Raw genomic sequence first — 15,547 nt, 5'->3', positions numbered from 1 at the left:
AAAGGAGCAAAACCCAATTTTGCCTGATAACATAATAAAGTAACCCAAAAAGCGACAAAACCAGAAATACTCATGATATTAGAACCATAAACTGCCTGATGATGGATGATCTCGGATAAACGGATCCCCCCTGTTTTTATTAGTATGGTAAGTATAGCTAATATTGAAGGAAGTTCGTAAGCAAGAATAAGTTTTATTTCTCGCGAAACACCCACCGAAGCAAGTGGATTTCCTGAAGAAGACCCTCCTACGATGAACGCTATCCCCGGAATGATAAGAAGATAGACAACTACAATTAAATCGCCGATAAATTCGGCAGTGGGGTTAAGGATAATTTTCCCTAAAATGGTAGCCACAAGTGTAACGGAAATGATTCCCACAAAGGGACTAATTATAAAAGAAAAACTTCTCCCCCCCACTACAATTATCTCTTTCTGCGTCAATTTAATTAAATCTAAAAAATTCTGATACCAAGGGGGTCCTTTTCTCCACTGTAGACGGGCAGTAAGCTTTCTCTCTGTCCAAGAAACAAAGATTCCTGCCAATGCCGAGAATAGAAACCCTGGAAATATTAAGAAGTTTAAAACTGATTCTAACATTTATTCCTTATCCTTCGCTAAGCAAATTGTGGCTACTTTTTTTGAACCAAATCTTCTTTAGTCCATTTTCTTGATTTTACTGCTAATTTATCCCCGATAAGGAAAATATTCTCTTCTGGTTTTTCTTCAACTTCTTTAAACTCTATTGCTTTATAAGGACATGAGTTTACACATTCAAGAAGCTTATTACTAATTCCAATACAAAAGTCGCAACGGGAATCTAAATAGGGAATAAAATCCGGTAAAATCACCCCAAAGGGACAGGCAATGGAACAGGACTTACAACTTGTGCAACGCATACGATAGCGTTTAAGAATTCCATCTTTTTGCTTCTCTAACGCATGATGGTAACAGGAATTTACACAGGGTGCATCTTCGCAGTGACGACAAATTAAAACAAAAGTAGCAAATTCTCTCAAATTAGTAATTCCGTTATTCTGTGGATGATAAAAATATGAACAGTTAACTACGCATTCCTTGCACTTGGTGCAAATTTCTAAATTAATAAATAATCTATTCATATTTAGTATGTTCAGACTCTAGGATTTTAATCAAAGAGATTAACTACTGAGCATTTTACCCACCACTATCTACTAAATCAATCCCAAATATCATGCATATCCTTCATCTCTTGATAGGTAAACACCGGACCATCGCGACAGACATAGTATTTTCCCAGTCGACAATGCCCACATTTTCCCAAACCACAGGACATATTCTTTTCCATTGAAAGATAGATATCCTGAGCACCAAAACCCAAATCCACTAATTTCAAGGTAACAAACTTCATCATTATCGGTGGCCCACAAACAACCGCTACCGCCCTACTTATCTCCAAAGGCAAATCTTTGAGGATAGAAGTGACCAAACCCACATTCCCTTTCCAACTATTATCTCCGACATCTACAGTAACCAAAACATCTACTTTTTCTCTTTTGCCCCATTCGGGAAGAGAATTTTTATAAACAATATCTTGGGGAGAACGGGCTCCGTAACGCAAGATGACTTTATTATACCTCTTAATATCAGAAAAAAGGGCAAAAAGCAGAGAGCGTAAAGGAGCAAGTCCCACTCCTCCACCAACTATTAAAACGTCCTTATCCACAAATTTATCCAAAGGATAACCTTTGCCATATGGTCCACGTATCCCCAATACCTCTCCCCCACTAAGGCTATGGAGTTTAGAAGTAAGTCTCCCGACATTCATAATTGTTACTTCTAATCTATTCTTAACCTCTGGGTCAGAGGAGGGAGTAAAAGGTCCCTCTCCAAAACCAGGAAAAGAAACTTCAATAAACTGCCCTGTTTTAAAAGAAAAATCTTTTTCCGGTTTCATCACAAAAGTTTTAATATTCGGCGTTTCCGTGATTATCGTTTCTAAAGTTGCTTTTAGAGGTTGATAAGGATTATCCATCTTAGTATTATTCAATATGAAATATACAGGATATAAATTCCCGCTTATTCAAAAAAAATCATACATACTTTATACTTTACACCTTACACTTAATTCTTTTAGATTTTTCCTGATGTCAATCTTTGCCGGACAAACCTCAATACACCTTCCACAGCCAGAACAGGCAAACAAAGAAATATTCTCCGGGAAAAAATCAAATTTTTTCAAATAGCGATTACGCAAACGTTGATAACGATAACGCAAAGGGTTAGCTCCCCCTGCTACCCTAGCAAAATTGGCATAAAGACAGGCATCCCAGAGGCGCACCTTTTCGTGCGCATTACCAAATCTATCTTCAGCCAGTAAAAAACAGTGACAAGTGGGACAAGATAAATTACATCCTCCACATTCTACACAACGGAGAGCTTCTTCCTGCCATAAAGAAGAACTAAATCCATCTTTGACTATTTTTTGCAGAACCTCTTTTTTAGGAATATTATGGAATTGAATATGTTTATCCAAACTCTTCTTAAAAGCCTCTCTGTTTTCAATCCGTTTGGCAATCTGTTCATTTTGCGCTAAGGAAAAAATGCCTTTACCTTTCTTAATTATCTCTTCACCTTTTAAAGAACCCGCCTCTACCAAAAAACCGTCTTCTAAAGGAGAGAGGTTTATATCAAAACCATCCCCAGGATAGGGATTTATTTCCAAAGACAAACAGAAACATACTTCTTTAAAAGCAGTGCAATCTCCAGAGATAATTAAAGAGTTTTCTCTCCTCGCTCGGTAGAAAGGGTCAGAAACTATTCCTTCTAAAAAAACATAATCCTGAATTTTTAAAGAGAATAAATCGCAATTTTTAACTCCCAAAATGGCAAATTTTTCTTTCTTAGAAACAAGTTTTTCTTTAGGAAAAGTAAAAAATGTTTTTAAAGGCTCTACGGTTCGATAAGAATTAAAGAATAAATCGGATTCTTTAGAAGATGAGTATTTCACCAGTGTGAAATCGGTTATCGGTAAATTGTAACCGAATTCGCAAGATATACCTTTACCTTCTATTACCGAAGGGAGATAAAGCTCATATTCTTTCTCTAAAAGAGATAAGAATTCTAAACACTTGGCTCTGGGGAAATAGTATAGAGGCATTTTATAAATTTGTGATTTTTTTCACAATAATTGGGGAATATTTTAGAACTTATCTGACTGCTTGTCAAGGAAATTAAATTTAATAGTTCTCTACTAATTCCGTACAAATTTATCTAAAATCTAGAAAAGAATCAGAGGTTCACTCCGTGGGATAATAAGCAATGAAAAAGTAATTAGAAGGATTTTAATTCCCTATGGCTCAAGTAAGCTCAACAAATAGTCCCTACCCAAACCATCCGCATGTATACAGCGGGAATCTAATTTAAGTGCTACATCATAGCTTAGATCTGCTCTGCCTGTAACTGGACGGGCAATTACTACAACTTTAATACCTTTATTCAGCGCAAAGCTTAGCAAATCGTTTAACTGCAAGTCAACATTACCATTTCCTGCGCCTTCAATTACAAGAATCTTTTCTTGGGCAGGTGTTGCCAAAAGTCTATCTATCTCTGATTTCAAAACTGCTTTTGACATTGAGCCAGGAAAGGTCAAAACAAAACTCACTGCTCTCCCTGCATTAGAATAGAAATTTCCGCTGATTTTCTGACGAGGAATCCTTTCACTGTAAGGTCGAGACACTTCTTCTGCCTTTTTTATCCACAGATAATCGTGATAAACCTTTTCTCCAGCTATATCTAAAAGCATTAAATCTGGTATCACCTCGTTCTCAAATTGATTGAGCAATAAACTGAGTTTTGCCCAAGCCTGCAAAGGACTAAGCCAATCGGGGATTTTAAAAACGCCTGTAATTTCCTGATTAACATCCTCTACAAATACGGGAATACCTCTCTGAAAAAGCATATCCAAGAAAGGTTCGCTTCCTGGGGGGAGACTTCCTTCTATAACTAAACCCGGTCTTCCACCAGATTCCTTTTTGGTGATTAATTGTGTGGTTAGTGTCTTGATAGCAATAAGTGGTAAGTAAGCGTTACTATAAAATAACACCGTATCAGAAATTCCGTATTTTGTGGGGTCAAGTATAGTGGAGGAAAAACTCTTTTCTTCAACCAGAAAAGAGTTATTAAACCGAATCACACCGTTTTCATCTATTTCTCCAATATGGCCACCATAACTTAAAAATCCATATTCTTTAGACGTCCCTACTTTCACCAGCCGTGAGCCCAAATGAATTTTATTGTTCATCACTACATAGAGATGTGCTGGAACATTACCACTTTCGGCTAATTGCTGGGAAGACCTAAAATTAATAGGAGCGTCTCCTCCGGGAGTGTTGGCAGCATCAAAAGCACCGGTCATAACCATAAATCTATTAGGAAACAAAAGACTGAGAATAAATGCGGTGATCTCCATCGTATCAGTCCCATGCGTAATCAAAGGAACCATACCTAAATCCAATACCCGTGAAACACAATTTACTAAGGTAAGCAGTTCTTCTCCGCCAATCTGGCTGGAATCCCACCTCGTAGAACCAACCTGGATATATGGTAATTCTGATTTAAGCCCATCTCTTGCTGTTCCTCTTTTTTCGTCTTTCTCTTCCATGCTGATGGTCCCGCCGGTCCTTAGATTTATAACAAAAGGTTTTCCTGCATTTCCTTCTTGGAAAATAATTTCATTATATAAACCTGTTTCTTCTTCCCCTTTAATCTGAATAACGAATCTGTCTTGTCCCACATCGATATATCCGCCATAAACCCTGACAGGAAGAGACCTCCCATCAAGTAAGATGGCAAGTTTGACCTCACCTTGCATATCTGTTAAATCTGCCTTTCCGGAAGATCTTCGATACAGGGCAGTTATCTCTTCTGGGGTAAGATATCCTCGAACATACGCCGCGTTAAGAATTTGCGAAAGACTAAAATATGAGGGTATTCGACGGGCAAAACAGATATCTCCAGCTGATAAGAATAAAGTTAAAAATACAATTGTGATACATAATTTTTTCTTATTCATCATAAAAACACCTTTTTATTTTAATTTAAAAAGTAATTTAATCTCTCTAATATAAAAGATAGCATATTCTTAGGAGAGCGTCAAGGGATGAACCTCTAATCAACTAAAGAATATTTTTCAGGCCAGATTCCGGCAATCTCGCACTTGCAATATTTACATCTATTTTTATTTAAATTATATTGGGTTAGAAAAAATCCTTTTCTTTCGATAAGTATTTTTTTACATCCCGGACAGTAGGTATGTTCTCCGGGATGTCCGGGAGCATTTCCGATATAAACATAGTTAAGCCCAACCTCCATGGCTACCCTTCTTGCCTCCTCCAAGGTAGAAACTGGTGTAGAAGGTAAATGAACCATCTTATACATTGGAGAAAATCTTGAAAAATGTATAGGGGTATCCGCACCTAAATTCTTCTTTATCCAGTAGCACATTTGGCGAATTTTTTCCATTTTGTCATTCAATGTGGGAAGAATTAAGTTAGTAATCTCTACCCAGCCTCCTAAATCCTTAAACAACTTTATTGCTTCAAGAAGAGGCTCGAGTCTCTGGGCACAGATATTTTGGAGATACTCATCATCATATGCCTTAAGGTCAATGTTTGCCGCATCAATATATTTAGCTAAAAGTCTTGCGGGCTGGGGATTAATATAGCCAGCGGTGACATAAATATTTTTTATATTTTTTTCTTTAGCGAGTTTTGCGGTATCAAGCATATACTCATAGAAGATAGTTGGTTCTGTATAAGTATAGGCAATGGATGCACATTTTTTTTCCTCAGCCATTTTAATAACCTCCAGTGGCGGTAAATATAGGTAGTCAACTTCCTCTGGCTTAACCTGCGAAATTGTCCAGTTCTGACAGAACTTACAACGGAGATTGCAACCTACCGTAGCTATAGAAAAGGAACTCGTTCCGGGAAGCATATGAAATATGGGTTTTTTCTCTATCGGGTCAACATGCACCGCACAAGCAAGCCCATAAACTAAACTATAAAGTTTACCCTTCTCGGGTTCCCTTACACGACAGAAACTGCGCTGACCGTTTGTCAATGTGCAATTACGTGGACATAAATGACACTGCACCGTCTCCGTATCTATAACATCATAAAACATTGCCTCCCGCATTCCCTGACGAAGCAGGATATCTCCAAAGACAAATTTTTCTTTGAGGAGAGACTTTATGAGACCGGAAAACCCCAAACTTAAGCAAAAGAGGCAGGTTTTTTTTATGAAGTTTCTGCGCGTAAGAGGCTTATTAAATTTCATAACTACCTGAAAAACAATTCTTTTCTTAACTTACGAGATAATTCACAAGTAGCGCGGAGAACAACCTCTCCTTTCTCTGAGGAAAAGCTTCCTAAACCACAGCCGGGAGTAATTATTGACTGCTTATAAATCAACTCTCTATTTAATCCCTTGGAAACAAGTATTTCTACTGTTTCCATAAATTTCTTAAATAACTCCTTAGAGCTGAGTTTTTCCACGTCAGAGTCCGTAGGAACTATTCCCCAAGCAATTACCCCCCCTCGTTTCATAAAAATATTTATCGCTTCAGAATACACTAAAATTGATTCGCTAAAATTATAAGCATCGAAACTTATGATATCAGTTTTTGTCTGAGTTAACAATCCCCAATCGGTATTCCCACAGCAGTGAATCCCCACCAAGGCATTTTCCTGCCGAATACCCTCAATCATTTCATCAAGATTCTTCAAAACATCCCGAAAGTCTAAATTCACATAACCTGAACCGAGAGAAACTAAATACGGCTCATCAACGAAAATAATTACCCTTTGAGCAATCTCTTTTAATCTTCTTACTTGCCATCTGGCTTTCATTGTAAGAATTTTAAGAATTGAGTCTGCAATTTGTTCCTGATAGATAAGCGGTTTTTTAGAATCGTCGGTGACCGTAAGCATAAAACTAATCGGTCCGATAATCTGACCTTTTAGGAAAGAGCAAGAAATCTTTTTTGCTCTTAGCTGTTCAATAAACTCATAAAATCCCTCCGCGTATTCTTTGCTTATCCCAAAAAAATCATTCTTGCCTCCAAGATAATGCTCGTAGATATTGGACAAGTCCTCTTCAGTTATTTTCCGTGTATCAACATAGACCTTCCTCTCTTCTTCCTTAACTACAATACCAGGAATACCTTCACTAAATTGAACATACATATTCTCTCGGAAACAGCGCTGGGGAAGCTGAACCCAAAAAGGAATTTCGGGAAAAAGGTCTAATACAAAAGAAACCGCTTCCTGGTAATTAACGTGTCCTAAACTCCCAATACCTGTAGCTTGAAATTCAAAGGTGTTCATGTAAGCTTCAATTTTTCTAAAACTTCGTTGCGTACAAAGATAGGAGCATTGGCACGGAGGGCTAAAGCAATAGAGTCGGATGGACGGGCATCAACTTCTCTAAAATTACCCACATAATCTCGGATTACAAGCTTAGCATAAAAAATATTATCCTCAAGTTTTTCTACCACAATCCGTTCTAAATGGGCATCCAGTTCCTTAATAGTATTATTAAGTAAATCGTGCGTCAAAGGACGAGGAGGCGAAAAACCACCGATTTTCATCTTTATGGCTGTAGCTTCCACAATGCCAATAACAATGGGCATAGTGCGTGTGCCATTTTTTTCCTTGAGAACAATCACCTGTTCTCCTCTATTTTCATCTATCTGGATTCTAAAAAGTTCCATTTCAATTAAACCATTATCTTTGCTTTCCATAATTCCCCTCTATTTCTTAAACGCAGAGATGAATGCTTTCAGAGAACGGTCGTAAGATTTCTCTGCCTGGGGTGGGAAAAGACATCCGGGAAGTTGCCCCTTGTTTCGATGATAGATTATACATTCACAGCACTTGCCTTTACGAGGACAGGGTTCGTAAGTGCAAGTGCAAAAATCCAAATTTTTCTTTTGGGTACATTCCATTCTTTTGTTTCTTCTCTATGTGTCTTTATTCTTTTAGAATTTAAAGCATCACATGGGTAAAGATTTCTTGAATTACCAAACTTACTGCACCCATAGCAACCGAATCTTCTCCCAACTGGGTAGGGACAATACGCACAACATTTGCCATTTCTTCAAACGCTCTTGCTCTCACCGTGCGTTTTATAGCATCGAGAAGCACTGCCCCCGCACGTTCAATCCCTCCTCCGATTACCACTACTTCAGGATTGAGAAAGTTAACCAAGTAGGCAATACGTATACCCAGTTCTATACCCGCCTCTTCTACCAATTTATCAGCTAATGCATCGCCTTCTTTGGCTGCTTCCACCACGGTTTTCATGGTAATCTTATTTACATCTCCATTGGCCAGATCAAAAATCCGTGTCTTTTCTCCTTTCTTAATCGCTTCTATTGCCCGCGTTGTTAAGCCCAAATCTGCTTCCCAACGTGCCATACCACCCCATTTATGTTTCTCATCTTCGGTAAAATTAGCAATCCCCAGTTCTCCCGCACATCCACTTGCTCCACGGTAAACCTGACCATTAATAATAATCCCCGAACCTACTCCCGAATACATAAATATAAGATTCTGGACTCCTGTTTCCAATTCCAGTTCTCTTTCTCCGCAGGCGGCAACAGTGGCATCATTCTCGATAAAGGTAGGAATGCCAAATTTCTGTTCCAATAGACTCTTCAAAGTAGAAATATAAATACTTCCCATCTGATTTGGCCAGCGAATTGTCCCTACTCGGCGGTCTATTATTCCGGGAATGCCTACTCCTAAACCCTTAATCTTGGAGGGTTCCAATTCAGATTTCTTCATTAACTCATCTACCAAATCTACGATATTGTCTATAACCATATCCTCGGAACCAACAGGACGAGGTTTCTTTACCTTAACCAAGACATTTGCCTGAAGATCAGTAGTAAGCCCTATAATATTAAAAAGGTCAAGACCGACACCAACAACAAATCCCGCCTTGGGATTAAGCTCTACCATCACCGGTCTTCGACCACCGCTGGAAACATCAAGCCCCCCTTCTAAAACCAATCCTTTTTGAATATAACTATTAATATAGTTGGAAACTGTCACTATATTAAGCTGTGTTTCCTTAGAAATTTCGGTTCGGGTAATTGGTCCCTTACGCCGAATCAAATCCAGAATTACCCAGTTCTTCCTTTCACGGTCGCTCATTATTTCTTCACCAAAAATTTCTTCCGCCATTTTCCCACCTCCTCTTTTTTATTGTTTCAATAACTTATTTATATCGGGAACAATCTTAGCAATCGCTTCCCGTACACTCTTCTGTCCATTAAAAACCATATCAAGTTCAGGCACAATATACAACTCATTAATCTCCCTCCAACGGCCATGAAAAGGTTCGTAAGAAATATATTTTACTGCTTCGTTAAGCATTTTCTTATTCTTTGGTAACTTCTCATCCAAAGCAAAATGTTCACTCTCTGCTATTTTCCGATTCGCCGGCTGAGCGAGTCCGGAATCTGCGAGAATTGTCTGGGCTCTTTCATTAGTAAGTGCCTTTACTACCTCCCAAGCTTCTTTAGGATATTTCGTTGTTTTCAAAATTCCATAGGCACTCCCTCCTGTTCCAAACCCCCTGATGCCTTTTGGCCCTTTGGGAAACATTACCACATCCCAATCAAAATCTTTTGCTTTTCTTAAAATAGGGGTCTCCCAGATTCCTGAAGAAAACATTGCTAGCCTTCCGGTCATAAACATCATCTGGACCCCCATCCCCAAGTTTATGAGAGCAGTAGGTGTAGGAGAAACTTTATACTTATGAATTAAATCGACATAAAATTCTAAACCCTCAATAGATTCAGGACGGTCCAGAAGACAAAGAGTAGGTTTTTCTACATTATCTACAAGAGCACCTCCGTTAGAATAGATAAAATTCTGCCAAGCCCAGCCGTAAAAACCATAACAGAGGGCTCTCCCTTGTTCATCATATTCAGTAAGGGCTTTTGCTTTTTCTAATAAATCCTGCCAACTCCAATCATCAGTAGGATAGGAAACATTCTTCTCGTCAAAAATCTTCTTGTTGTAATAAACGCAAGCAAAGGGAGCGGTGTCCCGAGGAATACCATAGACCTTCCCCTCCACAGTAAAACGATTGACTACTTCGGGAAAGAAATCTTTTATAGAAAAGCCTATTTCTTTCTCGAGAAAAGGACTAAGATTTAAAAATATCCCTTTATTCCATAAACTTACAAAAAGATTTGCCTCGGCACATATCACATCAGGTGGAGCGCCACCAGCAATCCGTGTTAGAATCTTATTCACATAACCGGCAAAAGGGGAGTGTTGTAATTCTACTTTTATTTGCGGATGCTCCTTTTGCCAAGGTAGAATGATATTCTCTATAATCTCTACCTCTTCAGGAGTACCCCAAAAGGCTACTTTAATGGTGGGTATAGATTCTCTTGTCTCTTTCTTTCCGCAACCAATTATAAAAAAACATAAAATTAAAAGAAAAATAAATTTTCTCTCCATTATTCTTCCCTCCTTTTATAATTTTAAAGGATTTTATAAAATTATTTTATTTTATTCAATTGTTTTTGTCAAGTTTTATTTTCCATATTTAAATTCTAAAATTTAAGGTAATAGCTGTAGACACGAAAAGAGACATCGGCAATAAATTCCTTAGCATTCTTTGCCTCTGCACCTTCTGTCAAAACTACAATAAGAAAATCTCCTTTAGGTCCAAAAACTATCCCTGTATCATGACATACACCTCGTTCTAACCCTGTTTTATGCGCTACTTTTATTTCGGGAGGTAGTTTTGAAGGAATGCGATCACGATATTTCTGCGCCTCCAGAAAACCAAGAGATTTATCGGCAAAATTTGCCTTTACCTTCTGTTTACGATAAATCTTTTCAAAAACACAAGCCATATCTTTTGCGGTAGTAAAGTTATCTACTCCTTTTTTACGCTCGCGAAAATCCATCATCCTCCGTACAAGAGTAGTGTTTCTTAACCCAATTTTATTAAAATAATTGTTTAAGTATTCAAAACCTAATTTCTCTATCAGTATATTAGTAGCTGTATTATCACTCACGGTAATCATAAGTTCAACGAGGCGTTCAATATTAAAGATTTTTCCCGCGGGTAAGTTTTTTAATATTCCCGAGCCGGAAGTTTTATCAGAATTTTTTAATTTTACAGTATCTTCAAATTTCATTCTTCCTTCTTCAACCGCAGAAAAACAGGCAAGCATAATGGGCACTTTTATCAAACTTGCTGCAGGAAAAGAAAGTTCCTCATTAAAAGAAATTACCCAGTTTGTCTCTAAATCTTTGATCAATATCCCTACCTTTCCTTTGAACTCTTTCAATTTATTTCCTAAATCTTTTCTTAGTTCTGTCCAGGCGAGTTCCCTTTTTCTAAACAGTTCTTTTTCTCTTATTATGCGCTCGATTTTAGTATAGGTAAGGTATGAAAAATAAATAACCGCTGAAAAGAAGATGATTAAAGAAAAAAGTTTTATTTTTTTTCTAAACAAATCAAAACCTCCGGCTAAAGAAGAATATAGTGAAGCTAGCTAATTTAAGTATAAAAATTACCATAAAGGTCCCATAAACTCCCAAAAGAGGTAAGATTAAAATCCCCCCACATATTCCTGCAAACCAACCTCCTACTAAATCCGCACCATAAAGTAAACCAGCGGTCTTACTCAAATCAGGACAATTATTCAGATAGATCTTATTAGCTAAAGGAAACTGCACTCCGATAAATATCCCCGCAAGGAAAGCGGTAAGAAGAAAAACAAATGGATTATTTGAAAAATTGTGGATAATAAAGAAAATAAAAGGAAGGATTATTGAAAATAAGATAAGAGATAGTTCTGTATTCAGAAACCAGAAACGGTCTCTTTTAATCTTTTCTAAATTTTCTGTCATAAGAAAACCTCCAAACGCTACACCTCCCATGAAAGAAGTGATTAAAAAACCTATCCAGTGAAAGACATATCCGTAGACTATCTGAAAGACGAAAATCAAGACTAAATTAAAAAGCATTCCCGAAAAACCAGTAGTTAAAACAGAATAGGGAATGCTTAAACGAATTCTTCTGGATAGTAATACCACCACAAAAGAACAAAGAAGAAAGATTCCCGTAAAAAGAATTGTTTTATCTATTCCCCGTGAAATTCCTAATAAATAGGGTGAAAAAAGCGCATTCCAGTAGGCAAGGCTATAAAATGTAGCTATGGGTTTAAAGTCCTTGTTAAGATTAAGAGGAGCATCCTTAAGAGAATTAAAGAAATTATTATACCACCATGGCTCTAATCTATATTCAACATAGGGAGGGATAAGCAACGAAGTGGCAATTCTTCTATCCTTCATCCTCTCTATAAACAATTTAGAATCAATCAACGTAATCTCTTTACTCGTCGAAGCAAGAAAAAGATTATTCCCATCACCGGGAATTACTCTTGTGCATCTATATACCTTCTCTAAGGCAAAGAGAATTGAACCATTGAGTTCCCTGAGTTCTTTCAAATTTAAAATCGCCCGGGGCAAGCTGGGAAGACGAAAGGCTAAAATACCTTTATCTTTTAAACTCCGCTTTGCCAAAGAGAAAAATTCTTGGGTAAAATAACGATTGCTCTGTAAGTCCCAGGGATTAATAATACCCACAAGAATCAAATCATATTTTTTATCTGTTCTCTTAATAAAAAATCTGCCATCGAGAGAGATAATATTTACTCGAGGATTATTAAGTTCTTCTGCAATAAGCGAATTAGAAAATTTCTTAAGAGCCTTTAAAAATAGGGGGTCAATCTCTACGTAATCAATACTTTTGACTGAATGTTTAAGTAACTCATTAATTAATCCTCCTGCTCCTTTACCAATAACCAGAACATCCCTTGGTGCCTCGTGAGAAAGCAGAGAAAAATGTGCAAACTCCTCCACCGAATAAACATCCGGAGATGATAAGTCAACCAGAGGTAAACCGTTAAAAAAGAAAGTAAGCGCATTTTCCTTTTCTGCCACCACTATATTACCAAAGAATGTATTTTGATAATATTTAACTTCATACTCCTTCCATTGTCTGCGGATAGAATAACGATGAATCTTTTCCACCTCTCCTGTAAATAAGATAATATTGATAAAACATAAAATGGCAACAACTAACCCTAAAGTTTTACTCGTTAAAGTCCTACCTTTATCCCAGAATTTTCCTAATAGTAAAACACAGAGCAAAAAATTTATTAAAGTTATACTGAACGCAATCTGAAAAGAATGTAGATAAGGAATTAAAAAATAGGTAAAAATCAAACCGCCAAGAATAGTTCCTATCGTTTCATAAACATAAACTCTCCCGATTCCTTTCGCTTCCGGCTGCACATGCAGAGAAAAAATTCTACACCCGAAGGTAAAAAGCGCTCCGTGAGACACGCTAACAGGGAAAAGTACCAAAAAAGAAAACAAAAAAACTGGACCCAAACCCAGCCCAACACCCGGAACAATTCCAAAAACATCTCTGATAATGCGCGTAAGATAAATAGCCCAAGGAAAAGAGAGAGAAAAAATAACCTCCAACCCCACAAAGCCTTCTAATTTTCGCAAAATATGCTCTATGTTCTTACCCAGTAAGTATGCTCCTATCGCCTCAAGAATTAACCAGTTAGCTAGAATTATTCCAATGGTTAACTCATTACCATAAAAAATTATCAAAAGTTCCCGCAAAAGTAAAACTTCGGCTATTATTCCGCTTAAACCCAACACCATTAAAGAAAGAATCAATTTCTTTTTCATCAATCTCTCATCATGGGAACAAAAATCACCGGGATAATATCCTTTATAAAAACCTTCCCTTCTCTCTTTTCTACGCGCTTTAAAATCTGCCAGTCTTCTCCAACGGGAATAACCAATCTTCCTCCTTCCACTAACTGCTCAATTAGAGGAGGAGGAATCTCTGGAGGTGCACAGGTTACAATTATTGCCTCAAAAGGGGCTTTATCTGGCCAACCTAAAAATCCGTCTCCATATTTTACAAAGATATTAGCGTAACCCAAATCTTTAAGCAACTCCTCTGCTTTCTCTGCCAAGGGTTTGATGATTTCTATGGTGTAAACTTCTTTGGCGAGCTCTGCTAAAATTGCTGCCTGATAACCGGATCCAGTCCCAATTTCTAAGACCTTTTCCGTACCCTTTAAATCCAATAATTCTGTCATTAAAGCCACAATATACGGCTGAGAAATAGTTTGTCCAAAACCGATGGGAAGGGGGCTATCTTCATAAGCAAACATTCTATAGGAAGAAGGAACAAAAAGGTGTCTTTCTACTTTACGCATTACCTCCAAAAGTCGAGGGTTTTTTATTCCTCTTATTTCAATCTGCTCTTTAACCATTCTTTCTCTTGCTAAGGAAAAATCTTCGGCATTAATATCGGTACTAAAGAAAAAAATCGTTAAAAATAAAAAAAGATTAACCATCTCCTTGAGCCTTTCTTAATCTCTCCATAATTGCCCTGCCCAAACCCTTTTCTTTAACGCCTTCGGCAATAATTATCTCAAATTTCTCTCTATCAAACTCACGCAATAGAGCAAAAAGATTGCTTGCGCAGGAAGAAAAATCATTGCCTCTTCCCAGAAATTTTACTTTAAAGTTGCGATATTGAGACCGGTGTTCTGCCTTCGCCATTATCCCTACTTTCTTCCTTTCCCGCAAAAATTTATAAACCATTTTCTTAACCTTCCCTATTTGTCCTTTGCCTTCCTCTACCACAATCAACTTTGCCCGAGGGGAATAATGGCGTATAAACATCCCCGGAGCAAGAATCTCTTTTTCTTTATACAACCTAAATTCAGGAATTACTCTTTTAAGTTCTTCTAAAGAAACTCCTCCGAAACGTAATACGGAAAAAGGTCGCCGCGTGAGGTCTAAAATAGTGGACTCTATCCCCACAACCGTTTTTCCCGCATCAAGGACTAAGTCTATTTTCCCTCTCAAATCTTCCAAAACATCTTCTGCTGTTGTAGGTGAAAGCTTTCCAAAGAGATTAGCGCTGGGAGCAACTAGAGGAGTCTTTGCTTCTTTTATCAAACTCAAAGCAACTGAATGAGCAGGCATTCTTATAGCTATTGTCTCTAAGTTTGCAGTGGCTATTTTGGGAATATCTTTGGCTTTCTTTAAAATTACCGTTAATGGCCCCGGCCAGAATTGCTCTATAATCTTACAGACTGTTTTATCTATTTTATCAGCAACTTTAAAAACATCTTTTTTATCTGCAATATGCACGATCAGCGGGTCATTAAAAGGACGTTTCTTTACTCTAAAAATTTTGGTTATCGCTTGCTTATTAAAAGCATCCGCACCCAAACCATAAACAGTCTCTGTAGGAAAAGCAACCAGACCTCCTTTTTTTATTATCTGGGCTGCTTTTCTAATTTTATCAATTTCTATCTTACGAGGGTTTATCTTGAAGAGCTTAGTTTTCATTTGCCTTTTTGCGAAAAATAATATAACAAAAGAGAGTGCTCTTAGCAATTAAAATGGAAGGATGATAGAAAGGAA

Annotated in this window: 15 protein-coding genes; all 15 read right to left on the bottom strand. The window is 37.4% G+C overall.

Annotated elements, in window-relative coordinates; all coding sequences use genetic code 11:
• Positions 1-599 (bottom strand): NADH-quinone oxidoreductase subunit H (locus tag NC818_00410; protein ID MCM8783232.1); only part of this gene is annotated, 599 nt, incomplete at its 3' end.
• 32 nt (positions 600-631) lie between these two features.
• Positions 632-1,120, bottom strand: coding sequence for a 4Fe-4S binding protein (locus NC818_00405; protein ID MCM8783231.1), 489 nt, complete (start codon positions 1,118-1,120; stop codon positions 632-634).
• Positions 1,121-1,197: 77 nt separating this feature from the next.
• Positions 1,198-2,028, bottom strand: coding sequence for an FAD/NAD(P)-binding protein (locus NC818_00400; protein MCM8783230.1), 831 nt, complete (start codon positions 2,026-2,028; stop codon positions 1,198-1,200).
• Positions 2,029-2,082: 54 nt separating this feature from the next.
• Positions 2,083-3,138, bottom strand: coding sequence for a 4Fe-4S dicluster domain-containing protein (locus tag NC818_00395; protein MCM8783229.1), 1,056 nt, complete (start codon positions 3,136-3,138; stop codon positions 2,083-2,085).
• A gap of 192 nt (positions 3,139-3,330) precedes the next feature.
• A complete protein-coding gene (locus tag NC818_00390) occupies positions 3,331-5,055 on the bottom strand; it encodes an asparaginase domain-containing protein (protein MCM8783228.1) in 1,725 nt (574 codons plus the stop codon).
• Positions 5,056-5,147: 92 nt separating this feature from the next.
• Complete coding sequence (amrS, locus tag NC818_00385) at positions 5,148-6,317, bottom strand: AmmeMemoRadiSam system radical SAM enzyme (GenBank protein MCM8783227.1); 1,170 nt, start codon at positions 6,315-6,317, stop codon at positions 5,148-5,150.
• 2 nt (positions 6,318-6,319) lie between these two features.
• Positions 6,320-7,366 carry a hypothetical protein gene (locus NC818_00380; protein MCM8783226.1) on the bottom strand — a complete coding sequence of 349 codons (1,047 nt, stop codon included), beginning with the start codon at positions 7,364-7,366 and terminating at the stop codon, positions 6,320-6,322.
• Positions 7,363-7,782, bottom strand: a complete 420-nt coding sequence (locus NC818_00375) for a bifunctional nuclease family protein (GenBank protein ID MCM8783225.1) — start codon at positions 7,780-7,782, stop codon at positions 7,363-7,365. The genes NC818_00380 and NC818_00375 overlap by 4 nt, the downstream gene beginning before the upstream one ends.
• Before the next feature lie 9 nt (positions 7,783-7,791).
• Entirely contained in the window at positions 7,792-7,986 is a 195-nt protein-coding gene (locus NC818_00370) for a DUF6485 family protein (GenBank protein ID MCM8783224.1), read from the bottom strand.
• Positions 7,987-8,026: 40 nt separating this feature from the next.
• Positions 8,027-9,229: an ROK family transcriptional regulator gene (locus NC818_00365; protein ID MCM8783223.1), complete on the bottom strand. Its 1,203-nt coding sequence runs from the start codon at positions 9,227-9,229 to the stop codon at positions 8,027-8,029.
• An 18-nt stretch (positions 9,230-9,247) separates the two neighbouring features.
• On the bottom strand, positions 9,248-10,519 hold the full coding sequence (locus NC818_00360) for a sugar ABC transporter substrate-binding protein (GenBank protein MCM8783222.1): 1,272 nt from the start codon (positions 10,517-10,519) through the stop codon (positions 9,248-9,250).
• 95 nt (positions 10,520-10,614) lie between these two features.
• Positions 10,615-11,529: a class A beta-lactamase-related serine hydrolase gene (locus NC818_00355; protein ID MCM8783221.1), complete on the bottom strand. Its 915-nt coding sequence runs from the start codon at positions 11,527-11,529 to the stop codon at positions 10,615-10,617.
• A gap of 1 nt (position 11,530) precedes the next feature.
• Positions 11,531-13,786: a spermine synthase gene (locus tag NC818_00350; protein ID MCM8783220.1), complete on the bottom strand. Its 2,256-nt coding sequence runs from the start codon at positions 13,784-13,786 to the stop codon at positions 11,531-11,533.
• Positions 13,786-14,466, bottom strand: a complete 681-nt coding sequence (locus NC818_00345; GenBank protein MCM8783219.1) for a protein-L-isoaspartate(D-aspartate) O-methyltransferase — start codon at positions 14,464-14,466, stop codon at positions 13,786-13,788. The genes NC818_00350 and NC818_00345 overlap by 1 nt, the downstream gene beginning before the upstream one ends.
• Positions 14,459-15,472 (bottom strand): L-threonylcarbamoyladenylate synthase, encoded by a 1,014-nt coding sequence (locus tag NC818_00340; protein ID MCM8783218.1) that lies wholly within the window; start codon positions 15,470-15,472, stop codon positions 14,459-14,461. The genes NC818_00345 and NC818_00340 overlap by 8 nt, the downstream gene beginning before the upstream one ends.
• Positions 15,473-15,547: the final 75 nt, after the last annotated feature.

This window comes from Candidatus Omnitrophota bacterium (genome assembly GCA_023819145.1).
Lineage (GTDB): Bacteria > Omnitrophota > Gorgyraeia > DTHP01 > DTHP01 > JBFWKV01.
This window is presented reverse-complemented; position numbering and strand designations above follow the sequence as displayed.